This window comes from Streptacidiphilus sp. MAP12-20 (assembly GCF_041262525.1).
Taxonomy (GTDB): domain Bacteria; phylum Actinomycetota; class Actinomycetes; order Streptomycetales; family Streptomycetaceae; genus Streptacidiphilus.
The window spans coordinates 94,145-119,919 of record NZ_JBGCCK010000008.1 but is presented as its reverse complement, the minus strand read 5'-3'; the positions used below and the strand labels follow the sequence as shown (position 1 = coordinate 119,919).

The following is a 25,775-nucleotide window of genomic DNA, read 5'->3' as shown; positions in this document are numbered from 1 at the left end:
CTCAGGTAGAGCGATGGCTGGCAGCGCAGTTCCTCGCGCCCCTGAGGATTCCCTAGCCGGGAATCAAGCCGTCCGGCTTCAGTAGGGCCCGGACCTCGTCCACCGTCGCGTCCGCGTACGGAAGCGTGGCGTCCGAAGAACCCAGGTAGTCGTCCGCCGTCGGTGTCCCGGCGGCCCGGACCGCGGCCAGCAGCGCCGCGAGGTGGACCCGGAAGTCCTCCTCGTGCCCGCTGTCCAACGCGGCCAGGACCGCGTTGTCCAGCTCGTTCAGGTGATCGACCAGCGAGTCGGGCACCTCGAACTGACCTTCCGTCAAGATCCTGACGATCACGGCCGGTCTCCCTACTTGTCCAAGTGGGGCTGGTCGTGCGGCGCAGCCTGCGGCTGCCCCTGCTCGATCGCCGGGGTCGGGGCGGAGCCACCCGTCAGCTCGGCCTTCATACGGGCCAGCTCCAGCTCGACGTCCGAACCCGCGGACATGCGGTCCAGCTCGGCCGAGATGTCGTCCTTGCGCATGCCGCTCGGGTCGTCGAGCGCGCCGCTGGCGAGCAGCTCGTCGATCGCACCCGCACGCGCCTGCAGCTGGGCCGTCTTGTCCTCGGCCCGCTGGATCGCCAGGCCGACGTCGCCCATCTCCTCGGAAATGCCCGAGAAGGACTCCGCGATCTGGGTCTGCGCCTGGGCGGCGCTGTACTGGGCCTTGATGGTCTCCTTCTTCGTACGGAAGGCGTCCACCTTGGCCTGCAGGCGCTGGGAGGCAAGCGTGAGCTTCTCCTCCTCGCCCTGCAGCTGCTGGTACTGGACTTCCAGGTCCTGCACCTGGCTCTGGACGCCGGAGCGGCGGGTCAGCGCCTCCCGGGCCAGGTCCTCGCGGCCGAGGGACAGCGCCTTGCGGCCCTGGTCCTCGAGCTTCGCGGATTGCTGCTGCAGCTGCTGCAGCTGCAGCTCAAGACGCTTGCGGCTGGTCGCCACGTCGGCGACCCCGCGACGTACCTTCTGCAGCAGTTCGAGCTGCTTCTGGTACGAGTAGTCCAGCGTCTCGCGCGGATCCTCCGCGCGATCCAAGGCCTTGTTGGCCTTGGCGCGGAAAATCATTCCCATCCGCTTCATGATTCCGTCGCTCATGGGCTTCGCGCGCCCCCTTCTCCGACCTGCCGGTTTCTCGTACCAAGCCTACGGGTCGCGCGGCCTTCACCGCAGCGCCCCGCGCTGCAACAAGAGTGCTACAGCCGAGGCGGGTGTTGCCTCATCCGTGGGGCTGATTGGCCGACCCTTGGGCGTACGCCACCGGTCGGAGTCCGTCCCGGAGAGATCCTCTACCCGGGGGGCTGGGGAATACACCCGCTGACCACGTACTCTTGCGGTGTGTTCCGACGAAGCTCCCAGGATGCCCCCGCCGACGCCGTGACGCTCGACAAGAGCGACGGCGACGACGCAGCGGCCGACGTGCCCACCGCCCAGGCGCCGAAGGGCCGCCCCACGCCCAAGCGGAGCGAGGCCGAGGCCAACCGTCGCGGCCGGGCCTACGTGCCACCGGACCGCAAGGCGGCCGCGCGCAAGAACCGCGAGGCGGGCCGTACCGACCGCGAGCGCCAGATGATGGCACTGCGCGGCCAGGGCGACCCCCGCGACCTGCCGCCGCGCGACCGAGGCCCGGTGCGTGCCTTCGTCCGCGACTACATCGACTCGCGCTGGACGATCTTCGAGTTCTTCCTGCCGATCCTGCTGGTGATCCTGGTGCTCAGCATCACCAAGATCCCGGTGCTGATCCTGACCTCGATCATCCTGTGGCCGGTCTCCATGGTCCTGATCGTGCTCCAGGCGGCCTTCCTGGTCTTCGGGCTGCGCAAGCAGCTCGCCCAGCGCTTCGCCGGCCAGAACACCAAGGGCGCCGTCGCGTACGCGCTCATGCGGATGATGCAGATGCGCCGCCTGCGTCTGCCCAAGGCCGTGGTCGCCCGGGGGCAGAAGCCCTGACCACCGGGTTCCCGGGCTACCCCGGCTACTCGTACTCGCCCCTGGAACCACGTCCGGGGGCGGACGAGTCGACGATGGTGCTGCCGATTCAGCGGGGTCACGACCCCGCGCGCCCGACCGGCTTCGCGCCCGGCTCGCACGCCTGGCTCGCCAAGCTGGGCGGACTGCGCAACGTCGTCCGGCAGGAGCTCGTCGCCCGCCAGCTCGGCGAGCAGCTGAGCGCGCAATTCGGCGTCGACGCCCGGCTGCGCGTCCTGGACGCCGGCTGCGGCCAGGGCACCCAGCTGGTGCGCCTCGCGCGGGCCGGTCACCAGGTGACCGGCCTCGACCCCGATCCAGACACGCTGGCCGCCGCCCAGCAGGCGCTCGCGCTCGAACCGCCCGAAGTGCGCAGCCGGGTCCAGCTGCTGCGCGGCGACGGCGGCGACTGCGGCCGCTGGTTCGGCCCCGCCAGCTTCGACGTGGTGCTCTGCCACGGCGTGCTGATGTACCTGCCCGAACCCGAGCCGCTGCTGGCCGCGCTGGCCCGGATACTGGCCCCCGGCGGGCTCCTCTCGGTCCTGGTCCGCAACGGTGACGCGCTCGCGCTCCGCCCCGGCCTGGCCGGGGACTGGCAGGGCGCAGTCGCGGCGTTCTCCGGCGACGCCTACACCAACCGCCTCGGCCTGCCCACCCGCGCCGACCGCCGGGCCGATCTGGCCCGCACGCTGTCCGAGCTGGACGTGCCGGTCCGGGCCTGGTTCGGCGTCCGGGTCTTCACCGACCAGGCCGCCGACGACGCCCCGATCCCGCCCGAGCCCGAGCTCGCCCTGCTGCTGGACGCCGAGGACCGGGCCGGCCGCACCGACCCCTACCGCCGCGTCGCGGCGTTGCTGCACCTGGTCGGCGCGCGGCCGTAGCCCTCTCCGTGGTCGCGCGCACTGCCGCCCCCGCCGTAGGGTCGGCAGCATGGAGTTTCGTCACTTGGGCCGTAGCGGCCTCGTCATCAGCGAGATCGCCTACGGCAACTGGCTCACCCACGGCTCCCAGGTCGAGGAGGACGCGGCGACCGCCTGCGTCCACGCGGCTCTCGACGCCGGGATCACCACCTTCGACACCGCCGACGTCTACGCCGCCACCCGCGCCGAGTCCGTGCTCGGCCGCGCGCTCAAGGGGCAGCGCCGCGAGGGCCTGGAGATCTTCACCAAGGTCTACTGGCCGACCGGCCCCGGTAAGAACGACACCGGCCTGAGCCGCAAGCACGTCATGGAGTCGATCGACGGCTCGCTGCGCCGCCTGCAGACCGACTACGTCGACCTCTACCAGGCCCACCGCTACGACACGGCGACGCCGCTGGAGGAGACCATGGTCGCCTTCGCCGACATCGTCCACGCCGGCAAGGCGCACTACATCGGCGTCTCCGAATGGACCGCCGACCAGATCCGCGCCGCGCACACGCTGGCGAAGGAGCTGCGGATCCCGCTGGTCTCCTCGCAGCCGCAGTACTCCGCGCTGTGGCGGGTCATCGAGGGCGAGGTCGTGCCGACCTGCGAGGAGCTGGGGATCGGTCAGATCGTCTGGTCCCCCATCGCCCAGGGCGTGCTGACGGGCAAGTACCTGCCCGGCGCCGAGCCGCCGGCCGGCTCACGGGCGACGGACGACAAGGGCGGCGCCAACATGATCTCCCGCTGGATGCGGGACGACGTGCTGGAGCGCGTGCAGCTGCTCAAGCCGCTCGCGGCGGAGGCGGGACTGACCCTCGCTCAGCTGGCGGTCGCCTGGGTGCTCCAGAACCCGAACGTCTCGGCGGCGATCGTGGGCGCGTCGCGCCCCGAGCAGGTCGCGGAGAACGTCAAGGCCGCGGGCGTGAAGCTGGACGCCGCGCTGCTCAAGCGGATGGACGAGATCCTGGCGCCCGTGGCCGAGTTCGACCCCGCGAAGACGGCGGAGAACGCGCCGAAGGGGCGGGTGCAGTAGTCGCCGGAAGCAGATTCGAGCCCGCCCTCCGACCTGTCGGTCGGAGGGCGGGCTCAGGTCACTGCTCGGTGGGGTGCAGGCTCATCGGGCCGTAGATCTTCTGGCCGTCCTCCAGCAGCACCACCTGGTCGACGCCGTCGGCGAGGAGGTCCTTCCAGATCTCACCGATCCAGGTCTCCGCGTCGCCCTGGGTGGGAAACTCCTCCGTGCCGTTGGGCGCGGCCACGGCCGACCCGTCGGCCTTCTCGAACCGCCACGTCCACACCATGCCGGACTCCTCTCCGCCGCTGCGCTCGCATCCTCGCAGAGGACAGTACCCAGAATCCGCAGGCCGCGTACGCGACGGGCAGAATGGCCGGATGCGGATCTTCAGCGAGCGGACCCCCGACGGCACCAGGCGTTTCGGCCTGGAGCTGAGCCGTCGCCGGCCCCCGGCCGCCTCCGTGCGCACCCTGCTGCTCGGTGGCGCCCGCTCGGGCAAGTCCTCGCTCGCCGAGCAGCTGCTCGCCGACGCCCCCGACGTCACCTACGTCGCCACCGCGGGCCGCCGCGAGGGCGACGCCGAGTGGGCGTCACGGATCGGTCTGCACCGCCGCCGCCGGCCCGACCGCTGGCGCACGCTGGAGACCTGCGAACTGGCTCCGCTGCTGGTCGAGCCGGGTGGACCGGTGCTGATCGACTGCCTCGCCCTGTGGCTCACCGACGCCATGGACCGCGTCGGCGCCTGGGACGACGACGCCTGGTACGACGGCGGCGAGGCGCAGCTGCGCGAGCGCACCGGCGAGCTGGTCGCCGCGCTGCGGGCGACGCCCCGGCGGGTGGTCGCGGTCAGCAACGAGGTGGGCAGCGGGATCGTCCCGGCGACGGCCTCCGGACGCCGCTTCCGCGACGAACTCGGCCGGCTCAACGCCGCCGCGGCCGGGGTCTGCGACGACGTCAGGCTCGTCGTTGCCGGTCGCGCGCTGCGATTGAGCGATCGGTGACGGTAACGTTCGGCCCGTGAGCACCTTCGACCTCGACGAGTTCTCCGCGCAGGTGGCGCGGCCCGACGACGAGTACCGCCTCGCCGCGGAGGAGCGCTTCGCCGCGCTCGACCTCCCGCGCGACGCGCTCGGTGAGCTGCAGGACCTGGCCGGATGGCTGGCCGCCGTCCAGGCGCAGGTGCCGACCCGGCCCATCGAACGCGCCAAGGTCCTGGTCTTCGCCGCCGACCACGGCATCGCCTCGCTGGGCGTCTCCACGCTCCCGCCCGGCACGACCGCGCGCCGGGTCCGGGCGGTCCTGGACGGTACGGCGCCGATCAGCGTGCTGGCCCGTCAGTTCGGCGCGCAGGTGCGTGTGGTGGACATGGGCGTCGACGCGGACGAGTCGGCGTTCCCCGCCGAGGTGACGCGGCATCGGATCCGCCGCGGCTCCGGCCGGATCGACATCGAGAACGCGCTGACCCGCGAGGAAGCGGAGCGCGCCTTCGCGGTCGGCATCGCGCTGGCGGACGAGGAGGCCGACTCCGGCACCGACCTGATCGTCCTGGGCGACCTCGGCGTGGGTTCGACGACCGTCGCGGCGGTGCTGATCGGCGTCCTGTGCGGCACGGACGCGGCGGCGGTGACCGGGCGCGGCTCCGGCATCGACGACCGCGTGTGGATGGTGAAGTGCGCGGCCGTCCGCGACTCGCTGCGCCGGGCCCGCCCGGTCCTGGCCGACCAGATCGACCTGCTGGCCACGGTCGGCGGCGCGGACTTCGCGGCGATGGCGGGCTTCCTGCTGCAGTGCGCGCTGCGGCGCACGCCGGTCCTGCTGGACGGCGTCGTCTCGACCGCCTGCGCGTTGGTCGCCCAGCGGATCGCGTTCCGCGCCCCGGAGTGGTGGCGCGCGGGCCAGGTCACCGGCGAGCCGGCCCAGGCGAAGGCCTACGAGCGGATGAGCGTCACCCCGCTCCAGAACCAACGCGTCTCCGCCGGCGCGGGCGCCGGCGCGATCATGTCGCTCCCGCTCCTCCAGGCCGCCGCCGCCCTCCTCGCCGACCTCCCGCTCCCCTCCCCTGCGGAGCCGGACACGAAGCCGACCGACGACGAGGACATATCCGGGTCGGCCACGTACGCCTCCGGCGCAGGCGCGGCTGTCGCAGTCGAGGCGGAGCACGGCGAAGCAGTTGCTGTCGCAGCCTCGACGGTCAACCCGGCCGCAGGCGCCTCCGGCGCAGCGGAGGCAGCCACCGGATCAGGCACGGCCGCACGCGAGACCCAAGGCGTGTCAGCCCCGGTCCAGCCCGGCACAGGCTCGCCCGCCGAGCCCGCCGCAGGCGGGACTCAAGGGTTGGCAGCCCCGGTCCAGCCGGGCGCGGCCGTGGCAGACGCAGGCGAATCCGGCGCAGCGCCCGCCGCCGCAGGCTCGCCCACCGAGCCCACCGCGCCCGCCGCAGGCGGGGCTCAGGGTGGGGGCAGCGGCCCCCTCGGCGCAGCCGCCGAGCCCGCCGCGGGCGAGGGCGCTGAGGGCTGAGGGCGCTGAGGGCTGAGGGTGTTGTCGGGACTGTTCGCAGCTCTGCGTGAGGCGCTGCGGTTCGCTTTCGGGACCTTGTCCGTGCTGCCCGTGCGGGTGAGCAGGTGGGATCGGCCGACCGCGGGGCGGGCCATGGCGATCGCGCCCGTCGTCGGGGTGGTGCTCGGGGCGCTCGCCGCGGGCGTCGCCGCCGGGCTGGCGTGGGCGCACAGTGGGGCGCTGCTCGCAGCCGTGGCCGGGGTCGGCACGCTGGCCGCGCTGACGCGCGGGCTGCATCTGGACGGGCTCGCCGATGTCGCCGACGGGCTGGGCAGCAGTCGGCCGCCCGCCGCCGCGTTGAAGATCATGAAGGCCTCGGACATCGGCCCCTTCGGGGTCATCGTGCTGATGCTCACCCTGCTCGCGCAGATCGCCGCCGTCGCACGCTGCTTCGACCTCGGGCTCGAGCGCGGCGCGTTCGCCCTGCTGCTCGCCGGCGTCACCTCGCGCACGACCCTGCTGCGGGGTTGCCAGGAGGGCGTGCCCTCCGCGCGGGAGGACGGGCTCGGCGCGATGGTCGCCGGTACCGTGCGCCGTCGGCACGCCGCCGCCATCGCGCTGCTGACGGTGACTCTGCTCTTCCTCGCCGGCTACTGCCTCGCCGAGTCCGGCGACGACCGGCTCCCGCTCGCGCTCGGCGCACTCGTCGCCGCGGTGGCCGGACTGGCCCTCGCCTCAGTGCTGCTGACGCACTGCGTGCGCCGTTTCGGCGGAATGACCGGAGATGTCCTGGGCGCGATGGTGGAGAGTTCCGCGACCGTCGCACTCTTGGTGTGGACGCTTTTCGCAGCTGCCACCCCGTAGCGGGGTGCTGTCTCAAGATTTCGGCCCCCGAGGCGGCGCGAGGGCCCACTATGCGGACTACCATGCCAGGTGCCGGTTCGTTTCCCGCCGTGGCGCGCCGACGCGCGCCCGCGCGAAAGTGTGCCCGCGCGACAGTGCGCCCGTGCACCCGGACATGCGAACCACTACGAGTCGACAGAACAGGACGCAATCCGTGACTGCAGTGTCTTTGAGCACCTCCACGGCCGCCGCGCTGCGCGCGGACGCCGTCGTCGTGGCCGTGGCCAAGGGCCCGAAGGGCCTGGTACTGGCTCCGGGCTCGGAGGCGGTCGACGAGGCGTTCGACGGCAAGCTCGCCGAGGTCCTCGCCACCGTCGGCGCCACCGGCGCCGACGGTGAGGCCGTCAAGGTTCCGGCCCCCGCGACGCTGAAGGCCCCGCTGGTGCTGGCCGTCGGCCTGGGCGACGTGGCCGAGGGCGGCTACGCCGCCGAGGTGCTGCGCAAGGCCGCCGGCGTGGCCGCGCGCACCCTGCACGGCAGCAAGAAGGCCGCCTTCGCGCTGCCCGCCACCGAGGCCGAGGCCGTCGAGGCCGTCGCCCTGGGCGCGCAGCTCGGCGCGTACACCTTCACCGCCTGCCGTAGCGACGCCGCCAACGCCGACGCCAAGACCCCCCTCGCCGAGGCGGTCCTCGTCGGCGGCAAGCGCGGCGACAAGGCGGCCAAGGCCGCCGTCGAGCGCGCCACCGTGCTGGCCGAGGAGATGAACCGGGCCCGCGACCTGGTCAACCAGCCCCCGAACGACCTCTTCCCGAAGTCCTTCGCGGACATCGCCACCGTCGCGGCCAAGGAGCACGGCCTCAAGATCGAGGTGCTGGACGAGAAGGCGCTGACCAAGGGCGGATTCGGCGGCATCCTCGGCGTCGGCGGCGGCTCCGAGCGCGGTCCGCGCCTGGTGAAGATCGCCTACACCCACCCCAAGGCCAAGGCGTCGCTCGCCTTCGTCGGCAAGGGCATCACCTACGACTCGGGCGGCATCTCGCTCAAGCCGGCCGGCCACAACGAGACGATGAAGTGCGACATGGCCGGCGCCGGCGCCGTCTTCGCCGCCGTCGTCGCCGCCTCGCGGCTGGGCCTGCAGGTCAACGTCACCGGCTGGCTCGCGCTGGCCGAGAACATGCCCTCCGGCTCCGCCACCCGCCCCGGCGACGTGCTGCGGATGTACGGCGGCAAGACGGTCGAGGTGCTCAACACCGACGCCGAGGGCCGTCTGGTGCTGGCCGACGCGATCGTCCGCGCCGGCGAGGAGAAGCCGGACGCGATCGTCGACGTCGCCACCCTGACCGGCGCCATGGTGATGGCGCTCGGCAGCCGCACCTTCGGCGTCATCGCCAACGACGACGAGTTCCGCAGCACGGTGCACACCCTCGCCGAGGAGGCCGGCGAGCCGGCCTGGCCGATGCCCATGCCGGCGCACCTGCGCTCCGGCATGGACTCGACCGTCGCCGACATCGCCAACATGGGCGAGCGGATGGGCGGCGGCCTGGTCGCGGGCCTCTTCCTGAAGGAGTTCGTCGCCGACGGCATCACCTGGGCGCACCTGGACATCGCCGGACCGGCCTTCAACGAGGCCGCGCCCTTCGGCTACACCCCCAAGGGCGGCACCGCGACCGCCGTGCGCACCCTGGTCGCGCTCGCCGAGCACGCGGCCGACGGCAAGCTCTGACCTGAAGCCGACCTGAAGCTCTGACCTGCATACCAGCGGGTAACCCAGCGACGGACCCCCGCCCCTGTTCGCCATCAGCGAACAGGGGCGGGGGTCCGTTCTGTCTCGGGCCGAACACCCCGATGACCAGCGGGCCTTCCTCGCGCTGGAATTCGGCTCTCGACCTGCGGAAACAGACATTTCCGAGCGAGCCGCCCAGCTCACGGCACCCGATTCGCACCGTCCACACCGTGACCCGGTCCATCACCACCAGGCAACAAGTGCGAGGATGTATCTCCGGCACGACGGGTCTCCCCACAAGGGAGCACCACACCCGGCCGGCGATCGACCGGGAGCATCCGCACCCCCCGCACGCTTTGCATGGAGGACGTGACGTGGCGAACGACGCCAGCACCGTTTTCGACGTAGTCATTCTCGGAGGCGGAAGCGGCGGATACGCCGCGGCGCTGCGGGCAGCCCAGCTGGGCCTCCAGGTCGCCCTGATCGAGAAGAACAAGCTCGGTGGCACCTGCCTGCACCAGGGCTGCATCCCGACCAAGGCGCTGCTGCACGCCGGCGAGGTCGCCGACCAGACCCGCGAGGCCGCCGGCTTCGGTGTGAAGGCCACCTTCGAGGGCATCGACATCAACGCGGTCCACGCGTACAAGGACGGCGTCATCGGCGGCCTGTACAAGGGCCTGCAGGGCCTGGTGGCCAGCCGCAAGATCACCTACGTCGAGGGCGAGGGACGTCTGTCCTCCGCGACCTCCGTGGACGTGAACGGCCAGCGTTACACCGGCCGCCACATCCTGCTGGCCACCGGCTCCGTGCCGAAGTCCCTGCCGGGCCTGGCCATCGACGGCAACCGGATCATCTCCTCCGACCACGCGTTGCACCTGGACCGCGTCCCGCAGTCCGCGATCGTGCTCGGCGGCGGCGTCATCGGCGTCGAGTTCGCGTCGGTCTGGAAGTCCTTCGGCGCCGAGGTCACCATCATCGAGGCGCTGCCGCACCTGGCCCCGCTGGAGGACGAGAACTCCTCCAAGCTGCTGGAGCGCGCCTTCCGCAAGCGCGGCATCAAGTTCGAGCTGGGCGCGCGCTTCGCGGGCGTCGAGTACACCGAGACGGGCGTGCGCGCCACCCTGGAGAACGGCAAGACCGTCGAGGCCGAGCTCATGCTCGTCGCCGTCGGCCGCGGCCCGGTCTCGCAGGGTCTCGGCTACGAGGAGGCCGGGGTCGCGATGGACCGCGGCTACGTCCTCGTCGACGAGTACTGCCGGACCAATGTGCCGACCATCTCCGCCGTCGGCGACCTGATCCCGACCCTCCAGCTGGCCCACGTCGGCTTCGCCGAGGGCATCCTGGTCGCGGAGCGCCTGGCCGGTCTGAAGACCGTGCCGATCGACTACGACGGCGTCCCGCGCGTGACCTACTGCAACCCCGAGGTCGCGTCGGTGGGCATCACCGAGGCCAAGGCCAAGGAGCTGTACGGCGACGACAAGGTCGTCACCGCCAAGTTCAACCTGGCCGGCAACGGCAAGAGCAAGATCCTCAAGACCGCCGGCGAAGTCAAGCTGGTCCAGGTCAAGGACGGAGCGGTCGTCGGCGTGCACATGGTCGGCGAGCGCATGGGCGAGCAGGTCGGCGAGGCCCAGCTGATCTACAACTGGGAGGCCCTGCCCGCCGAGGTGGCCCAGCTGATCCACGCGCACCCGACCCAGAGCGAGGCCCTCGGTGAGGCCCACCTCGCGCTGGCGGGCAAGCCGTTGCACAATCACGACTGACCTCCCCTCGTTGCACGCCAACCATCCGTACGCACCACAAGGAGCAACTGAAACCATGGCGGTCTCAGTAACACTGCCCGCACTCGGCGAGAGCGTGACCGAGGGCACCGTCACCCGTTGGCTCAAGGCCGAGGGCGAGCGCGTCGAGGTCGACGAGCCGCTGCTCGAGGTCTCCACCGACAAGGTCGACACCGAGATCCCGGCCCCTGCCTCCGGCATCCTGGCCTCGATCAAGGTCGGCGAGGACGAGACGGTCGAGGTCGGCGCCGAGCTGGCCATCATCGACGACGGCTCCGGCGCGCCGGTGCCGGCCGCCGCGCCCGCCGCTGCCGCTGCGCCGGCCGCCCCCGCTGCCCCGGTTGCGGCTCCGGCCCCCGTCGCCGCAGCGCCGGTCGCCGAGGCCCCCGCTGCTCCGGCCGCGCCTGCCGCCCCGGCCGGTGGCGCCACCGGCACCGCGGTGACCCTGCCCGCGCTGGGCGAGTCGGTCACCGAGGGCACCGTCACCCGCTGGCTCAAGGCTGTCGGCGAGACGATCGAGGTCGACGAGCCGCTGCTCGAGGTCTCCACCGACAAGGTCGACACCGAGATCCCGGCCCCGGTCGGCGGTGTGCTGCTGGAGATCCTGGTCGGCGAGGACGAGACCGCCGAGGTCGGCGCGAAGCTCGCCGTCATCGGCGCGCCGGGCGCTGCGCCCGCCGCGGCTGCGGCTCCGGCCGCGCCCGCTCCGGTGGCCGCACCGGCTCCGGTCGCTGCCCCCGCGCCGGTCGCTCCGGCTGCCCCGGTCGCCGCCCCGGCTCCCGTCACTGCTCCGGCTCCCGTTGCCGCGCCGGCCCCGGTTGCCGCCCCTGTCGCGGCCACCCCGGCTGCTCCGGTCGCCGCTGCTCCGGCTGCCGCCGTCGAGGCGTCCGACGCCTACGTGACGCCGCTGGTCCGAAAGCTGGCCTCGGAGAACGGTGTCGACCTGGGCTCCGTCAAGGGCACCGGCGTCGGTGGCCGCATCCGCAAGCAGGACGTCCTGGCCGCCGCCGAGGCCGCCCGCGCCGCCGCTGCCGCCCACGCTGCGTCCGCTGGTGGGGCCGTGGCTGCCACCGGTGCCGCCAAGGCCCCGACGACCATCGCCGCGGCCTCCCCGCTGCGTGGTCAGACGGTCAAGATGACCCGCATGCGCAAGGTCATCGCCGAGAACATGGTCAAGGCCTTGCAGACCGCGGCCCAGCTGACCACGGTCGTCGAGGTCGACGTCACCAACATCATGCGGCTGCGCGCCCAGGCCAAGAACGGCTTCGCGGCCCGTGAGGGCGTCAAGCTCTCGCCGATGCCCTTCTTCGTGAAGGCGGCCGCCGAGGCGCTCAAGGCCCACCCGGTGATCAACGCGTCCCTCAACGACGCCGAGGGCACCATCACCTACCACGCCGTCGAGAACATCGGCATCGCGGTGGACACCGAGCGTGGCCTGATGGTCCCGGTCATCCACGAGGCGGGCGACCTCAACATCGCCGGCATCGCCAAGAAGACCGCCGACCTGGCCGCCCGCACCCGTGACGGCAAGGTCACCCCGGACGAGCTGTCCGGGTGCACCTTCACCATCACGAACACGGGCTCGCGCGGCGCGCTGTTCGACACCCCGATCTTCACCCCGCCGACCGTTGCCATCCTCGGCATCGGCGCGACGGTGAAGCGTCCGGTCGTCATCGAGAGCCCGGAGCTGGGCACGACCATCGCCGTGCGCGACATGGTCTACCTGGCCCTCTCCTACGACCACCGGATCGTGGACGGCGCGGACGCGGCCCGCTTCCTGGGCACGCTGAAGGCCCGCCTGGCGGAAGGCGCGTTCGAGGGCGACCTCGGGCTGTGACCTGCCTCAGCTCCAGCTGACGCCGTGGGCCCCACTCCCTTTCGGGAGCGGGGCCCACGGCGTTTCGCGTGCGGTCGGGCCCTTGGGCGACGATGCTTGGGGACGTGATGGACGAGACGGACTTCTGGCTGCTGATCGACGACACCCGGGACGCGTCCCAGGGCGACCCGGTCGAACACGCCGATCTGCTGGTCGAACGCCTCGTCGAGCGGACGCCCGACGAGGTGCTGGACTTCGCGCGGCTGTTCGAGGCCCGGATGGCGCGGGCGTGGCGTACCGATCTGTGGGGCGCGGCGGACCTGCTGCTCGGCGGGGCGGGCGAGGACGCCTTCGAGTACTTCTGCGCGTGGCTGATCGGCCAGGGCAGGGAGGTCTTCGAGGGCGCGCTGGTCGATCCGGACGACCTGTCGGTCCTCCTCCCCGACTTCGACGAGGACGAGGACGGCGACGCGGAGGAGCTGGGGTACGCGGGCGACCGCGCGTACGAGCAGCTGACGGGACTGCACATCCCCGATCTCGGACGGCGGACGAACGACCCGCTGGGGGCGGAGTTCGACTTCGACGACCCGAGGGTGATGGAGCAGCGGTTTCCCCGGCTCTGGGAGAGATACGGGGGGTGAGCGGACACCAACGCTGGAGGACGGCTCGGTCCGTGCGGCGCTCTACATGAGTGGTGGGTCACCCGTCACAGCTGGATGCCCATCAGCACGTCGTCCGCGTACTCACCGGCCAGCAGGAACTCCTCCGGCTGCACGCCGGTCACGGTGAAGCCCGCCTTCTCGTACAGCGCACGGGCCACGGCGTTCCAGCCGAGGACCCGCAGCGTCACCCGGCGCGCCCCCTCCGCACGGGCCTTCTCCAGCGCGGCGTCCACCAGCCTGCGGCCGAGTCCGTGTCCGCGCATCTCCGGCGCGACGCACAGGCCCTGGATCGAGCGGATGTGCGCGTTGCTCGGCAGCGGGATCGACTGGACCACGCGGACCCAGCCGACGATCTCGGGGCCGTCAGGACCCTGGCGCTCGGCGACGAGCATGTGCTCGGGCCGGTGCCGCTCGTCGCCGAAGGCGGTGCTGTCCTCGGTGGGCGGATCCGGCCGCTCGCTGACGTCGGAGACCGGGGACCAGCAGCGGTGGTCGAGGACGTAGACCGCATGGCCGTCGCTCCCGACCGCCGGACGAATGAGTGGCAGCGATTCTCCCGATTCCATGGCGGGAGCCTACGCGGTCCTTACGGGACCGCCTGATTGAATATCGGCATGCGCATCGCGGTCACCGGCTCGACCGGGCTCATCGGCTCCGCACTGGTCCGCTCGCTGCTGGACGACGGGCACGAGGTCGTCCGCGTGGTGCGGCGTGAGCCGCAGGAACGCGCCGACGGCAGCGTCGAGATCCGCTGGAACCCTCCCCTGCGCGCGATCGACCGCACGGGCCTGGCCGACGTCGACGCGGCGGTCCACCTCGCCGGCGAGGGCATCGCCTCGCATCGCTGGTCGGCCCGTCAGAAGCGCAGGATCCACGACAGCCGGGTCCTCGGCACGGCGACCCTGGCGGACGCACTGGCCGCACTCCCGCGCCGCCCCCGCGTACTGGTGTCGGCCTCCGCCGTGGGTTACTACGGCCAGACGGGCGACGCGGTCATCGACGAGTCGGCCCCGGCCGGCGGCGACTACCTGGCCCGCGTCTGCGTCGAATGGGAGGCCGCGACGGCTCCGGCGTCCGACGCCGGCATCCGCGTCGCCCACGCCCGCACGGGCCTGGTCGTCGGCGCGGACGGCGGAGCGTTCGGGCGGCTCTTCCCGCTGTTCAAGCTGGGCCTGGGCGGGCGGCTTGGCAGCGGCGAACAGTACTGGAGCTTCATCTCCCTGCGCGACGAGGTCGCGGCGCTCCGGCATCTGATCGACACGGCGGGCCTCTCCGGTCCGTTCAACTTCACGGCGCCGGTCCCGGTGACGAACGCGGAGATCACGGCCGCGATGGGCCGTGTGCTCAGGCGTCCCGCCGTCTTCGCCGTCCCGGAGTTCGCGTTGAAGGCGGCGCTGGGCGAGATGGCGGTCGAGGTCGTGGGCAGCCACCGCTGCGTGCCTACCCGACTCCTCGACTCCGGCTTCCGCTTCGCCCACCCCACGATCGACCAGGCCATCCAGGCCGCGCTGTAGTTGCACCATCAGGGGCGCGGGGCTCTGCCGATTTGCGACTCCTCCCCCCAGGCTTCGGCCGGGAGGTGCCGCCTGCGTGGGCGCGAGCCGGTCAGCGAATGGGTCAGTTGCACCATCAAGGGCGCGGAGAACTGCGCGACAAGCCACCCTGCGAGGTAGAGCCCCGAACGTTCAGGGCCATCCGCACTGGGGGGGGTTGCTCGCGCACGCAGTGAATCAAGCAGAGCCCCGCGCCCCTCGGGAGTTGCCACCTCGGGTGTTGCCTATACTCCCGGCAGCTTGCCTGCCGAAGGGCGCAGGTAGACCGCCCAGGTGACGATGAAGCAGATCACGTACGCCGCCAGGAAGGCCGCATACGCCGCGTCTCCGTTCTTGCTGGCCAGGAACGACTGGCGGAAAGCCACATTCACCAGCACCCCGCCGAACGCCCCGATCGCGCCCGCCATCCCGATCAGCGCGGACGCGCGCCTGCGGGAGTCCTGTTCCGCCTTCGCGGGGTCAGTGCCCGCCGCCACCGCGTCCCGCGCCTTCGCCTGGAAGATCGCCGGGATCATCTTGTACGTCGAGCCGTTGCCGATGCCGCTCAGCACGAACAGCGCCACGAAGCCCGTCAGAAACAGCGGCAGGGACTTCCCCTGCGAAGCGGCAAGCACCAGTCCCGCGCCCGCCGCCATCAGCGCGAACGTCACCAGCGTCACCTTCGCACCGCCCCAGCGGTCCGCCATCCTGCCACCCACCGGCCGCACCAGCGAGCCCAGCAGCGGGCCGAGGAAGGTGAGGTACGCGGCCTTCACCGGGGTGTCGAACTGGTGGTGGAACTGCACCTGTAGGACCTGTCCGAAGGCGAAGCCGAAGCCGATGAACGAGCCGAAGGTGCCGATGTACAGCAGCGACATCACCCAGCTGTGCGGCTCCCTGGCGACCTCGCGCAGCGCGCGCTTGTCGTTCTTCAGCGAGGGCAGGTTGTCCATCTTCAGCGCCGCGCCCAGCGCCGCCAGCACGATCAGCGGCAAGTAGACCAGCGGCACCAGCCGCGGCTGCGCCGCGCCCGCCGTGGCCAGCACCAGCAGACCGACCAGCTGCACCACCGGTACGCCGAGGTTGCCGCCGCCCGCGTTGATGCCGAGTGCCCAGCCCTTGAGCCGCTGCGGGTAGAAGGCGTTGATGTTCGCCATCGACGAGGCGAAGTTGCCACCGCCGACACCGGCCACACACGCAACCGCCAGCAGCGTCCCGTAGGAGACGCCGGGCCGCAGCACGATCCCGGCCAGCACGGTCGGGACCAGCAGCAGCAGTGCGCTGAACACCGTCCAGTTGCGGCCGCCGAACCTCGCCACCGCGAAGGTGTACGGCAGGCGCAGAACCGAGCCGAGCGCGGTCGGCAGCGCGGTGAGCATGAACTTGCCCGCCGCGTCGATGTGGTACTTCGGGCCGAGGAAGAGCACCAGCACCGACCAGAGGCTCCACACCGAGAAGCCGATGTGTTCGGAGAGGACAGAGAAGACCAGGTTCCGGCGGGCGACTGTGGCGCCCGCCTCCGCCCAGAATTCCTCGTCCTCAGGACGCCAGTCGGTGATGCCGCGTACCCGGCCGGCGCCCGCCGCCGTGCCGGTCTCGGCGGTCGTGCCTTCGCTTCCGACGACAGTGCTCATCAGCTTCACCCGTCAAGAGAGTTGGGAGGTTGATGCGAACGACGCTAGAAGCGGCGGGTTTCGGCCAAGGCCTCCTAGCCGGTCCGCCGTGCTACGGCTCGCGCACACCAGCGCCGACCAGCTGTGAGGACGCGTGCGCGGCGCTCCCGCCGGGCCCGCCGCGCACGCACCGGACCGGCCAGACCCGCAGCACCGCGGGCGTGCCGTCGGGCGCGGTGTCCTCGTCCAGGCACCGGCCGTCGCGCAGGTCGAAGACCTGCTTGTACATCGGCGAGGCCACCGTCGGCGCGTCGGCGCGGCTGCCGAGGATGCCGCGGGAGAGCACATACGCGCCGCTGAACGGGTCGCGGTTGTCCACCGCGTACAGCTCGCCCGACCGGGTGCGGAAGACCGCGACCTGCTCGCCGCCCGCGCTCAGCGCGGCGACGCCGCGACCCGGGATCAGCTGCTCGAAGTCGCAGACTCGCCTCCACACCGTGCCGTCAAAGATCTCGACGCTGCCGTTCAATGCACTGCCGTTCAATGCGCTGCCGTTCAATGCACTGTCATTCATGCCGTACGCACCTCCAGTCGGGGGCCGGCGACCAGCGCCGGGGCGAGGATCTGCCCGTCCTCTTCGGGGCGGGCGGGGCGGATCTGGCCGCGTTCGGGAACGAAGGTCACCGCCGGGTCCGGCGTACCGGGGGCGTTGACGAAGGAGGCGAAGCGGCTCAGCCGCTCGGGATCGGCCAGCACGGCCGCCCACTCGTCCTCGTAGGCGGTGATATGACGTGCCATCAGTGCGTCGAGGTCGGCACAGATGCCCAGTGAGTCGTCCACCACCACCGCGCGGACGTGGTCCAGGCCGCCCTCGATCCGGTCCAGCCAGAGCGAGGTGCGCTCGAGCCGGTCGGCGGTGCGGATGTAGAACATCAGGAACCGGTCGATCGTCCGGATCAGCGTCTCCCGGTCCAGGTCGGCCGCCAGCAGGTCGGCATGACGCGGCGTCATGCCGCCGTTGCCGCCGATGTAGAGGTTCCAGCCGGACGAGGTGGCGATGATGCCGAAGTCCTTGCCCTGTGCCTCCGCGCACTCGCGCGCGCAGCCGGAGACGGCTGACTTGAGCTTGTGCGGGGAGCGCAGCCCCCGGTAGCGCAGCTCCAGCTCGATCGCCAGACCGACCGAGTCCTGCACGCCGTAACGGCACCACGTCTCCCCGACGCAGGACTTCACGGTGCGCAGCGACTTGCCGTACGCGTGCCCGGACTCGAAGCCCGCGTCCACCAGGCGACGCCAGATCGGCGGGAGCTGGTCGACGCTCGCGCCGAAGAGGTCGATCCGCTGGCCGCCGGTGATCTTCGTGTAGAGGCCGAAGTCGCGGGCGATCTCGCCGATCGTGATCAGTCCGTCCGGGGTGATCTCGCCGCCGGGGATACGCGGCACGACCGAGTAGGAGCCGTTGCGCTGCAGGTTGGCCAGGAAGTGGTCGTTGGTGTCCTGCAGCGCGCTCTGTTCGCCGTCGAGAATGTGGCCGGTGTCGAGACTGGCGAGGATCGAGGCGACGACCGGCTTGCAGACGTCACAGCCCTCACCGGTCCCGTGGGCGTCGACCAGCTCGCTGAAGTTGGCGATCCCGGTCACCCTGACGATCGCGTAGAGCTCGGCGCGGGTGTACGCGAAGTGTTCGCACAGGCTCTTGTCGACGGTGGTACCGCTCGCCTCGAGCTCCTCCGCGAGGATCGTCCCCAGCATCTTCACGCAACTGCCGCAGCCCGTACCGGCCTTGGTGCACTTCTTGACCTCGGGGACGGTCGCTGCGCCCTGCTCGTGCACGGCGGAGCGGATCGCGCCCTTGGTCACGTTGTGGCAGGAGCAGATCACCGCGTCGTCCGGCAGCGCGATCGGCCCGGTGGCCGGGCCCAGTCCGGCCGGCAGGACCAGCTGCTCGGGGGCCGTCGTCAGCGGTTTCCCGCCGATGGCGAGCGGACGCAGCAGGCCGTAAGCCTCGGTGTCGCCGACCAGTACGCCGCCCAGCAGCTGCCCGTCGCGGCCGATGACCAGCTTCTTGTAGATGCCGGAGCGGCTGTCGCTGTAGAGGACGTCGAGCGAGCCTTCGGTCGCGCCGTGGGCGTCGCCGAAGCTGGCGACGTCGACGCCGAGCAGCTTGAGCTTGGTGGAGGTGTCCGCGCCGGTGAAGCCGTCCGCGGCGTCCTCCTCGCGGGGCCCGGCCGCCAGCGAGCGGGCGGCCGTCTCGGCCATCGCGTAGCCGGGCGCGACCAGGCCGTAGACCTTCCCGTCGGCGGCCAGCGCGCACTCGCCGATGGCGTAGACGTGCGGGTCACGGGTGCGGCAGCGCTCGTCCACGACGATGCCGCCGCGCTCGCCGACCGGCAGGCCGCACTCCCTGGCCAGCTGGTCCCTCGGCCGCACGCCCGCCGAGAAGACGACGAGGTCGGCGGGCAGCTCCCGTCCGTCGGAGAGGCCCATGCCGCGCACCCGGCCGTCCGGGCCGGTGAGGATGGCCTGGGTGCCCGCGCCGGTGTGGACGCTGACGCCCAGCTCCTCGATCTTGCGGCGCAGCAGCCGGCCACCGCCGTCGTCCACCTGGATCGCCATCAGGCGCGGGGCGAACTCGACGACGTGGGTCTCCAGGCCGAGCGCGGTCAGCGCGCCCGCCGCCTCCAGCCCGAGCAGACCGCCGCCGACCACGACGCCGATCGTCGCTCCTTCTCCCTCTCCCTCTCCCCCTCCCTTGACCGCGCCCCCGGCCTGGTCGCGGATCGCCTCCAGGTCCTCGATGGTCCGGTAGACGTGGCAGCCGGCCGCGTCGTGGCCGGGGACCGGCGGCACGAACGGGTAGGACCCGGTGGCCAGCACCAGCGCGTCGTAGTGCAGCACGCTGCCGGAGGCGGTCGTCACCGTCTGGGCGGCGCGGTCGATCGCGGCGACCGCGTCACTGAGGCGCAGGTCGATGCCGTGCTCGGCGAGGAAGCCGGGCGGGGTCAGCGACAGCTCCTCGGCGCTGGTTCCGGAGAACCAGGAGGTGAGATGGACTCGGTCGTAGGCGGGTCGCGGCTCCTCGGCGAGCACCGTGATCCGCCAGCCCGCGGCGGCCGGCTGCTCGACCAGGGCCTCCAGGAAGCGCTGGCCGACCATGCCGTGACCGACGAGGACGAGATCCTTGAGACGGCCCGGCCGTCCGGCCGCATGGGAGTTCAGCTGAGAGTTCGTCATCAGGAGGCTCCGTAAGAGGTCAGCAGGTGCAGGGGTGGACGGTCGGACAGCAGGTCGTCGCGTTCGTAGGCGCGGGTCAGGTCGCCGACGGTGGCCAGGTCGCCGAAGAGGATCGCCCCGACCAGCCGGTCCCCGCGCATGACGAGCTTCTTGTAGCTGCCGCGCGTCGCGTCGGTCAGCCGCAGCACGTGCAGCTCGGGGTCGGCGGCGGCGGCGTTCCGGTAGGGGGCGTCCTCGGCGTGGTCCTCGTCGACGTCCACCTCGCCGAAGGCGGCGTACTCCAGCGGCCCGGCGCTGAGCCGGGCCAGTGGACGGGAGCCGGTGTAGCGGGCGTCCGGGTCGGCGCCGGAGAGCCGGGCGGCGAGCACGTCGGCCTGGTCCCAGGCGGGCCCGGACAGTCCGTGGACGGTGCCGCGGTGCTGGGTGCAGTCACCGATCGCGTACACCTGCGCGGCGGAGGTGGCGAGCGTGTCGTCGATGACGACGCCCACGTCCACCGCCAGCCCGGCCGCGTGGGCGAGCGCGGTGCGCGGCCGGACGCCGCAGGCGAGGACGGTCAGGTCGGTGTCGAGGCGGTAGCCGTTGGCCAACTCGACGGCGCCCGTGGCGGTGAGGGCGCGGGCCCGGTTGCCGAGGTACACCTCGACGCCCAGCGCGCGCAGCCCGCCGCGCAGCGCCGCCGACGCCTGCGCGTCGAGTTGACGCTCGATCAGGTGCGGTCCCTGGTGCACGATCTCGACGCTGACTCCAAGCGCTGCCAGCGCCCGCGCCACACTGACGCCGAGCACGCCGCCGCCGACGACCACGGCGCGCTTGGCCTGCGTGGCGTCCTCGGCCAGCCGCGCGCAGTCGGCGAGGGTCCGCAGCGCGTGGACCCTGTCGCGCAGCCCACCCCCGTCGGGCCTGCGCAGACCGCGGATCGGCGGCAGCACGGGGTTGGCCCCGGTCGCGAGGACCAGCTCGTCCCAGGCCTCGATGCTGCCGTCGGCCAGCGTGAGGGTGCGCGCGCCGACGTCGAGGCCGACCGCCTCGCTGCCCGGCCGCAGCTCCGCGTCCCCGACCTGGAGCGCGATGGCCTCGGCGTCGTAGCGGCCGGTCAGCACGTCGGCGAGAAGGACCCGGTTGTAGGGGGCGCGCGGCTCGGCGCCGTAGAGGGTGACCCTGGCGGTCCCGCCCAGCGCCCGATACCGCTCGGCGAAGCGTGCGGCAGCCATCCCCGCGCCGACCACCGCGATGTGACGTCCGCCCGTGGTCATACCCGCCCCCGGCCCGTGGTGTCGCCCGCTGTGCGTGCCGCCGCCTCGACCGGAACTGCTGCCTCGACTGGAGCTGCCGCCTCGACCCACCCCGCTGTCTCGACCCACCCCGCCGCCTCGACCCGCCCCGCCGCCTCGACCCGGACGGCGCAGACCTTGAACTCAGGCATCTTCGAGGTCGGGTCCAGCGCCGGGTTGGTCAGCGTGTTGGCACGGCCCGCGCCCGGCCAGTGGAAGGGCATGAACACCGTGTCCGGGCGGATCGTGTCGGTGATCCGCGCGGGCGCCATGGCCCGGCCGCGCCGGGAGGTGACCGTCAGCGGGTCGCCCTCCGCGACCTGCAGCCGCCGCGCCAGCAGCGGGTGCAGCTCCACGAACGGCCCGGGTGCCGCCGCGTTGAGCGCGCCGACCCGGCGCGTCTGCGCGCCGCTCTGATACTGGGCGAGCACCCGGCCGGTGGTCAGGTAGAGCGGGTACTCCGCGTCCGGCTCCTCCGCCGCCGGGCGGTGCGTCACCGGCGTGAAGCGGGCACGGCCGTCCGGCGTGGCGAAGGCGTCGAGGAAGAGGCGCGGCGTGCCGGGGTGGTCCTCGGTCGGGCAGGGCCAGAAGACCCCGTCCTCGGCGCGGATCCGGGCGTAGCTGATGCCCGCGTAGTCCGCCTGGCCGCCGGCCGAGGCGCGGCGCAGCTCCTCGAAGACCGTCTCCGGGTCGTCGTCGAACCCGCGCTTGACGCCCAGCCGTTCGGCCAGCTCCCGCAGCAGCCACAGATCGCCGCGCACGCCCGCCGGTGCGTCCAGGGCCCGCTGACGCAGGATCACCCTGCCCTCCAGATTGGTCAGCGTGCCGGTCTCCTCGGCCCACTGCGCGCTCGGCAGCACCACGTCCGCCAGCTGCGCGGTCTCCGACAGCACCAGGTCGCTGACCACGAGCAGGTCCAGCGAGCCGAGACGACCGGCGATGTGGGCGGCGCGCGGCGCGGAGACGACGGGGTTGGAGCCCATCAGCAGCAGCCCGCGCACGCCGTCCGGGCCCGGCCGACCGAGGCTGTCGAGCAGCTCGTACGCCGAACGGCCGGAGTGCGGCAGCGCGTCGGGGTCCACGCCCCAGACGCCGGCGACGTGGGCACGGGCCGCCGGGTCCTCGATCGAGCGGTAGCCCGGGAGTTGGTCGGCCTTCTGGCCGTGCTCGCGACCGCCCTGGCCGTTGCCCTGCCCGGTCAGGCAGCCGTAGCCGGAGTGGAGGCGCCCGGCCTTGCCGGAGGCGAGGCAGAGGTTGATCCAGGCGCCGACGGTGTCCGTGCCCTTGCTCTGCTGCTCCGGGCCGCGCGCGGTGAGTACCATGCCGGTCCTGGCCCGGCCGAAGAGCCGCGCCGCCTCCCGCAGTTGCGCCGCGGGGACGCCGGTCAGCCGCTCGACCCGCTCGGGCCAGTGCGCCATCGCTGCGGCCCGCGCCTGCTCGAAGCCGGTGGTGCGCTCGGCGACGAAGTCGACGTCGACCATGCCGTCCGCGATGAGCAGGTGCAGCAGGCCGAGGGCGAGCGCCAGGTCCCCGCCGGGGAGCGGCTGCAGATGCAGATCCGCCTGTTCGGCGGTGCGGGTGCGGCGCGGGTCGACGACGATCAGGGTGCCGCCGTTCTCCCGCAGTTCGCGGAAGTAGCGGAGCGCGGGCGGCATGGTCTCGGCCGGGTTGCCGCCGACCAGGATCAGGCAGTCGGTGCGGGGGATGTCCTCCAGTGGGAAGGGCAGCCCGCGGTCGATGCCGAACGCGATCCGGTTCGCCGCGGCAGCCGAGGACATGCAGAAGCGCCCGTTGTAGTCGATGTTCGCGGTGCCGAGCGCGACCCGGGCGAACTTGCCGAGCTGGTAGGCCTTCTCGTTGGTCAGCCCGCCGCCGCCGAAGACGCCGACGGCGTCCGCGCCGTGCTCGGCCCGGATCGCGGCGAACCCGTCGGCCACCCGCTCCAGCGCCTCGTCCCAGCTTGCGGCGCGCAGTTCGCCGCGCCGCCCGTCCCGCATATCCCGCCCGTCCCGCCGGTCCCGCCGGTCCCGGATGAGCGGGGTGGTCAGCCGGGCGGCCGGGGCGAGCAGCGCGGCGGCGTTCTGTCCCTTGCCGCACAGCGCACCACGGTTGACCGGGAAGTCCGGCCGCTCGAGCACGTCCACCGAGCCCGCCGTGGGGGCGCTCAGGCGCATGCCGCACTGCAGCGAGCAGTACGGGCAGTGGGTGTCGGTGGTCGTCGTCATGTCCTCGACCTTGACCGGCGGGCGTTACGCGGCCTTGTCCCCCGTGTTGCGCGCACGGTACGCGTCCCTCACACCGCAGGTGGGACGGGGTGGGTTCGCGGACATCCGCCGTAACACGGCACGACGTTTCGCTAACGCGAGCGTGATGGCCAGGCAACCTCTCGGAAACCCGGGGGCCTGAGTCTGCGTCCATGGGCACTGCTGCTTCTCCCCCGGCCGACTCCCCAGCCGACTCCCCTGCCGACTCCCCAGCCGGCTCCCCGCTCGGCACGTCCTCCGTCGCGCCGCACGCTCCGCTGACCGGTTTCACCATCGGCGTGACCGCTGCGCGCCGCCGCGACGAGCTCGTCGCGCTGCTGACCCGGCGTGGCGCGCGCGTGGTCGAGGCGCCTGCGTTGCGGATCCTGCCGCTGGAGGACGACGTCGCGCTGCGCCGCGCCACCGAGCTCTGCCTGACCGCACCGCTGGACTACGTCGTCGCCACGACAGGTGTCGGCTGGCGCGGCTGGATGAGCGCGGCCGACGGCTGGGGTCGCGGCGCGGAGCTGTCCGCCGCCTGCCGGGACGCGGTGGTGCTCACCCGCGGCCCCAAGGCGACCGGCGCGGTGCGAGCCAGCGGCCTGGACGAGACCTGGTCCCCCGGCACCGAGGCCACGGACGAGCTGCTGACCTGGCTGCTCGCCCAGCCGCTCACCGGCCGACGGATCGCGGTGCAGGAGCACGGGCTGCCGCTGACCTCCTTCGCGGCCGCGCTGAGCGAACGCGGCGCGGAGGTGATCGCGGTCCCGGTCTACCGCTGGGCCCCGCCGGAGGACCCGGGCCTGGTCCGTCGCCTGGTCGAGCAGACGGTGCGCCGTGAGGTCCACGCCCTCACCTTCACCAGCGCGCCGGCGATCACCGCCTTCCTCGAGACTGCCGCCGCGGACGGCCTGCACGAGCAGGTACTGGAGGCCATGCGCACCGACGTGCTCCCGGTCTGCGTCGGCCCGGTCTGCGCCCGCCCGCTGGTCGAGGCCGGCCTGCCGGTGGTCTGGCCGGAGCGCGGTCGCCTCGGCGCGCTGGTGCGGACGCTGACGGAGACACTGCCCTCGCGCAGTCGCCAGGTCCTGCGGGTGGGCGGCCGCGACCTGGTACTGCAGGGCAGCGCACTGCTGGTCGACGAGGAGAGCTACTGGCTCTCCCCCAAGGGCGCCACGCTGCTGCGCGCGCTGGCGGAGAGACCCGGCTGGGTGCTCAGCCGCGCCGAGCTGCTCCGCCGCGCCTGGGCCGACTCGGACGCGGACGAGCACGCCGTCGAAGCGGCGATCGCCCGCCTGCGCCAGTCGCTCGGCCCGCACAGCGACCTGGTCCGCACCGTCCCCAAGCGCGGCTACCGCCTGGCGGCGGCGTGACAGCGCATTCCCCTTCCCCGGCGACCCCGCCGCCCTGGGGGCCCGCTCGGCCCACTGCCACGCCGCCGGTCCCCGGGCCTGCCGCTGCGTCAGCCACTGCGCCGCCCACCCGCCCGCCAGCCTCCAAGCCCGCCGACGCACCGGCCTCCGGACCTCCCGCCGCGACAGTCGCTCGGCCCGCCACCGCGCCGGTCACTGGGCCCACTGCCGCGCCGCCGCTCTCCGGCCCCGCCACTGCGCTGGTCAGTGCGGCGCACACCCGCCCGCCGGCCTCCAGGCCCGCCGGTGCACGGGCCTCCGGACCTGCCGCCGCACCGGCCGCTTGGCCTGCCGCCGCGCCGGTCACGGCGCCCACGCTGCTGGCGGTCGCCCACGGCACGCGTGACGCGGCGGGCGTCGCGGCGACGGAGGCGCTGGTCGCCGAGGTGCGCGCGTTGCGACCCGAACTGCACGTCGAGCGCTGCTTCCTCGACATCGCCTCCCCCTCGCTCCCCGAGGCGCTGGCCCGACTGCGCGGGGACGTGGTCCTGGTGCCGCTGCTGCTGGGCGCGGGCTACCACGTCCGGGTCGACATACCCGAGGCACTCGCGGCCGCGCCCTGGCTGCGCGCCCGCGTCGCCGCCGCGCTGGGCCCGGACCCGCTGCTGGTCGACGCGCTCACCGACCGGCTCGCAGAGGCGGGATGGCGGGCCGGGGAAGGGCCGGTCGTGCTCGCCGCCGCCGGATCCACCGATCCTGCCGCCAACGCCGACGCCGCCGCCATGGCCGCGCTGCTCCGTTCCCGCCTGCCCGGGACCGCCGAGGTCGTCCCCGCCTTCCTCTGCGCCGCCAGGCCGACCCCCGCCGAGGCCGTCGCCTCCCTGCGCGCGGCCGGACACGACCGGGTGGCGATCGCCGAATACCTGCTGAGTCCTGGGTACTTCGCCCGTCGCGCCGCCCGCACCGGCGCGGACGCCGGCGCGTGGCTCACCTCCGCCCCGCTCGGCACACACGACGCGCTCGCCCGCCTGGTCACCCTCCGCTACGACCAGGCCGTCACCGCCGGGGAGCACGCGTCGGCTCGCAGGTCCGCTGCGGGGCGTACGGGGGCACGCCCAGGGCGCATGCTCACGCCGGGGTACTGAGGGGCGCACAGCTGGCCCCGTTTCGCGACTCAGCGTGAGCAAAACCTGACACTGCGCCAAAGATGGCGCGAACATCCTTGTCTGAGCTGCTGCTTGATGGGGCATCACACTGGGAAGCCCCGGAAGCCATGCACCCGGAGGGAGCC

General features: G+C 72.9%; 20 protein-coding genes and 2 pseudogenes. 13 read left to right on the top strand and 9 right to left on the bottom strand.

All coding sequences use genetic code 11. The features are described from left to right. Positions 1-52: 52 nt before the first annotated feature. Positions 53-331, bottom strand: a complete 279-nt coding sequence (locus ABIA32_RS12985) for a hypothetical protein (protein WP_370094256.1) — start codon at positions 329-331, stop codon at positions 53-55. An 11-nt stretch (positions 332-342) separates the two neighbouring features. Next, complete coding sequence (locus ABIA32_RS12980) at positions 343-1,125, bottom strand: PspA/IM30 family protein (RefSeq protein ID WP_370094253.1); 783 nt, start codon at positions 1,123-1,125, stop codon at positions 343-345. 240 nt (positions 1,126-1,365) lie between these two features. On the opposite strand from ABIA32_RS12980, the gene ABIA32_RS12975 reads away from it, so the two are divergent. From ABIA32_RS12975 to ABIA32_RS12965, 3 genes are all read left to right on the top strand, one after another. After that, positions 1,366-1,977, top strand: coding sequence for a DUF3043 domain-containing protein (locus ABIA32_RS12975; protein WP_370094250.1), 612 nt, complete (start codon positions 1,366-1,368; stop codon positions 1,975-1,977). A 74-nt stretch (positions 1,978-2,051) separates the two neighbouring features. Next, positions 2,052-2,876: a class I SAM-dependent methyltransferase gene (locus ABIA32_RS12970; RefSeq protein WP_370094247.1), complete on the top strand. Its 825-nt coding sequence runs from the start codon at positions 2,052-2,054 to the stop codon at positions 2,874-2,876. A gap of 49 nt (positions 2,877-2,925) precedes the next feature. Then, on the top strand, positions 2,926-3,933 hold the full coding sequence (locus ABIA32_RS12965) for an aldo/keto reductase family protein (protein WP_370094244.1): 1,008 nt from the start codon (positions 2,926-2,928) through the stop codon (positions 3,931-3,933). A 58-nt stretch (positions 3,934-3,991) separates the two neighbouring features. Here ABIA32_RS12965 and ABIA32_RS12960 read toward each other — a convergent pair whose 3' ends face one another. Next, positions 3,992-4,201 carry a hypothetical protein gene (locus tag ABIA32_RS12960; protein WP_370094242.1) on the bottom strand — a complete coding sequence of 70 codons (210 nt, stop codon included), beginning with the start codon at positions 4,199-4,201 and terminating at the stop codon, positions 3,992-3,994. Between the two features lie 115 nt (positions 4,202-4,316). Here ABIA32_RS12960 and ABIA32_RS12955 point away from each other — a divergent pair. The 7 genes and pseudogenes from ABIA32_RS12955 to ABIA32_RS12925 form a co-directional block, all read left to right on the top strand. Further along, positions 4,317-4,916, top strand: a pseudogene (locus ABIA32_RS12955) (bifunctional adenosylcobinamide kinase/adenosylcobinamide-phosphate guanylyltransferase); the annotation flags it as partial. 16 nt (positions 4,917-4,932) lie between these two features. Continuing rightward, positions 4,933-6,045: pseudogene (cobT, locus tag ABIA32_RS12950) on the top strand (nicotinate-nucleotide--dimethylbenzimidazole phosphoribosyltransferase); the annotation flags it as partial. 417 nt (positions 6,046-6,462) lie between these two features. Then, entirely contained in the window at positions 6,463-7,275 is an 813-nt protein-coding gene (locus ABIA32_RS12945) for an adenosylcobinamide-GDP ribazoletransferase (protein ID WP_370094663.1), read from the top strand. A 193-nt stretch (positions 7,276-7,468) separates the two neighbouring features. Next, positions 7,469-8,977 (top strand): leucyl aminopeptidase, encoded by a 1,509-nt coding sequence (locus ABIA32_RS12940; protein WP_370094239.1) that lies wholly within the window; start codon positions 7,469-7,471, stop codon positions 8,975-8,977. Between the two features lie 374 nt (positions 8,978-9,351). Then, entirely contained in the window at positions 9,352-10,740 is a 1,389-nt protein-coding gene (lpdA, locus tag ABIA32_RS12935; protein ID WP_370094237.1) for a dihydrolipoyl dehydrogenase, read from the top strand. A gap of 55 nt (positions 10,741-10,795) precedes the next feature. Then, positions 10,796-12,595, top strand: a complete 1,800-nt coding sequence (sucB, locus tag ABIA32_RS12930; protein ID WP_370094235.1) for a 2-oxoglutarate dehydrogenase, E2 component, dihydrolipoamide succinyltransferase — start codon at positions 10,796-10,798, stop codon at positions 12,593-12,595. A gap of 107 nt (positions 12,596-12,702) precedes the next feature. Further along, entirely contained in the window at positions 12,703-13,215 is a 513-nt protein-coding gene (locus tag ABIA32_RS12925; protein ID WP_370094661.1) for a DUF4240 domain-containing protein, read from the top strand. A 65-nt stretch (positions 13,216-13,280) separates the two neighbouring features. Here the strand turns inward: ABIA32_RS12925 and ABIA32_RS12920 are convergent, their stop codons facing one another. Beyond that, positions 13,281-13,802, bottom strand: coding sequence for an N-acetyltransferase family protein (locus tag ABIA32_RS12920; RefSeq protein ID WP_370094233.1), 522 nt, complete (start codon positions 13,800-13,802; stop codon positions 13,281-13,283). Between the two features lie 48 nt (positions 13,803-13,850). Between ABIA32_RS12920 and ABIA32_RS12915 the strand changes: the two genes are divergently transcribed. Then, positions 13,851-14,750 (top strand): TIGR01777 family oxidoreductase, encoded by a 900-nt coding sequence (locus tag ABIA32_RS12915; RefSeq protein WP_370094232.1) that lies wholly within the window; start codon positions 13,851-13,853, stop codon positions 14,748-14,750. 263 nt (positions 14,751-15,013) lie between these two features. Here ABIA32_RS12915 and ABIA32_RS12910 read toward each other — a convergent pair whose 3' ends face one another. The 5 genes from ABIA32_RS12910 to ABIA32_RS12890 form a co-directional block, all read right to left on the bottom strand. Continuing rightward, complete coding sequence (locus ABIA32_RS12910) at positions 15,014-16,402, bottom strand: nitrate/nitrite transporter (RefSeq protein ID WP_370094230.1); 1,389 nt, start codon at positions 16,400-16,402, stop codon at positions 15,014-15,016. Between the two features lie 91 nt (positions 16,403-16,493). Further along, on the bottom strand, positions 16,494-16,955 hold the full coding sequence (nirD, locus tag ABIA32_RS12905; RefSeq protein ID WP_370094229.1) for a nitrite reductase small subunit NirD: 462 nt from the start codon (positions 16,953-16,955) through the stop codon (positions 16,494-16,496). Continuing rightward, complete coding sequence (nirB, locus tag ABIA32_RS12900) at positions 16,952-19,615, bottom strand: nitrite reductase large subunit NirB (RefSeq protein WP_370094228.1); 2,664 nt, start codon at positions 19,613-19,615, stop codon at positions 16,952-16,954. The genes nirD and nirB overlap by 4 nt, the downstream gene beginning before the upstream one ends. After that, complete coding sequence (locus ABIA32_RS12895) at positions 19,615-20,871, bottom strand: NAD(P)/FAD-dependent oxidoreductase (protein WP_370094227.1); 1,257 nt, start codon at positions 20,869-20,871, stop codon at positions 19,615-19,617. Before ABIA32_RS12895 ends, nirB begins: the two co-directional genes overlap by 1 nt. Then, on the bottom strand, positions 20,868-23,114 hold the full coding sequence (locus tag ABIA32_RS12890; RefSeq protein WP_370094226.1) for a molybdopterin oxidoreductase family protein: 2,247 nt from the start codon (positions 23,112-23,114) through the stop codon (positions 20,868-20,870). The genes ABIA32_RS12895 and ABIA32_RS12890 overlap by 4 nt, the downstream gene beginning before the upstream one ends. A gap of 191 nt (positions 23,115-23,305) precedes the next feature. On the opposite strand from ABIA32_RS12890, the gene ABIA32_RS12885 reads away from it, so the two are divergent. After that, entirely contained in the window at positions 23,306-24,505 is a 1,200-nt protein-coding gene (locus ABIA32_RS12885) for a uroporphyrinogen-III synthase (protein WP_370094224.1), read from the top strand. Continuing rightward, entirely contained in the window at positions 24,502-25,629 is a 1,128-nt protein-coding gene (locus ABIA32_RS12880; RefSeq protein WP_370094223.1) for a CbiX/SirB N-terminal domain-containing protein, read from the top strand. Before ABIA32_RS12885 ends, ABIA32_RS12880 begins: the two co-directional genes overlap by 4 nt. The last annotated feature ends 146 nt before the right edge of the window (positions 25,630-25,775 follow it).

Coding starts and splice junctions, on each gene's coding strand:
- ABIA32_RS12980 (WP_370094253.1), bottom strand. CDS start 1,125: ATGAGCGACGGAATCATGAAGCGGATGGGAATGATTTTCCGCGCCAAG.
- ABIA32_RS12890 (WP_370094226.1), bottom strand. CDS start 23,114: ATGACGACGACCACCGACACCCACTGCCCGTACTGCTCGCTGCAGTGC.
- sucB (WP_370094235.1), top strand. CDS start 10,796: ATGGCGGTCTCAGTAACACTGCCCGCACTCGGCGAGAGCGTGACCGAG.
- ABIA32_RS12885 (WP_370094224.1), top strand. CDS start 23,306: ATGGGCACTGCTGCTTCTCCCCCGGCCGACTCCCCAGCCGACTCCCCT.
- ABIA32_RS12920 (WP_370094233.1), bottom strand. CDS start 13,802: ATGGAATCGGGAGAATCGCTGCCACTCATTCGTCCGGCGGTCGGGAGC.
- ABIA32_RS12965 (WP_370094244.1), top strand. CDS start 2,926: ATGGAGTTTCGTCACTTGGGCCGTAGCGGCCTCGTCATCAGCGAGATC.
- ABIA32_RS12960 (WP_370094242.1), bottom strand. CDS start 4,201: ATGGTGTGGACGTGGCGGTTCGAGAAGGCCGACGGGTCGGCCGTGGCC.
- ABIA32_RS12910 (WP_370094230.1), bottom strand. CDS start 16,402: ATGAGCACTGTCGTCGGAAGCGAAGGCACGACCGCCGAGACCGGCACG.
- nirD (WP_370094229.1), bottom strand. CDS start 16,955: ATGAATGACAGTGCATTGAACGGCAGCGCATTGAACGGCAGTGCATTG.
- ABIA32_RS12915 (WP_370094232.1), top strand. CDS start 13,851: ATGCGCATCGCGGTCACCGGCTCGACCGGGCTCATCGGCTCCGCACTG.
- nirB (WP_370094228.1), bottom strand. CDS start 19,615: ATGACGAACTCTCAGCTGAACTCCCATGCGGCCGGACGGCCGGGCCGT.
- ABIA32_RS12895 (WP_370094227.1), bottom strand. CDS start 20,871: ATGACCACGGGCGGACGTCACATCGCGGTGGTCGGCGCGGGGATGGCT.
- ABIA32_RS12925 (WP_370094661.1), top strand. CDS start 12,703: ATGGACGAGACGGACTTCTGGCTGCTGATCGACGACACCCGGGACGCG.
- ABIA32_RS12970 (WP_370094247.1), top strand. CDS start 2,052: ATGGTGCTGCCGATTCAGCGGGGTCACGACCCCGCGCGCCCGACCGGC.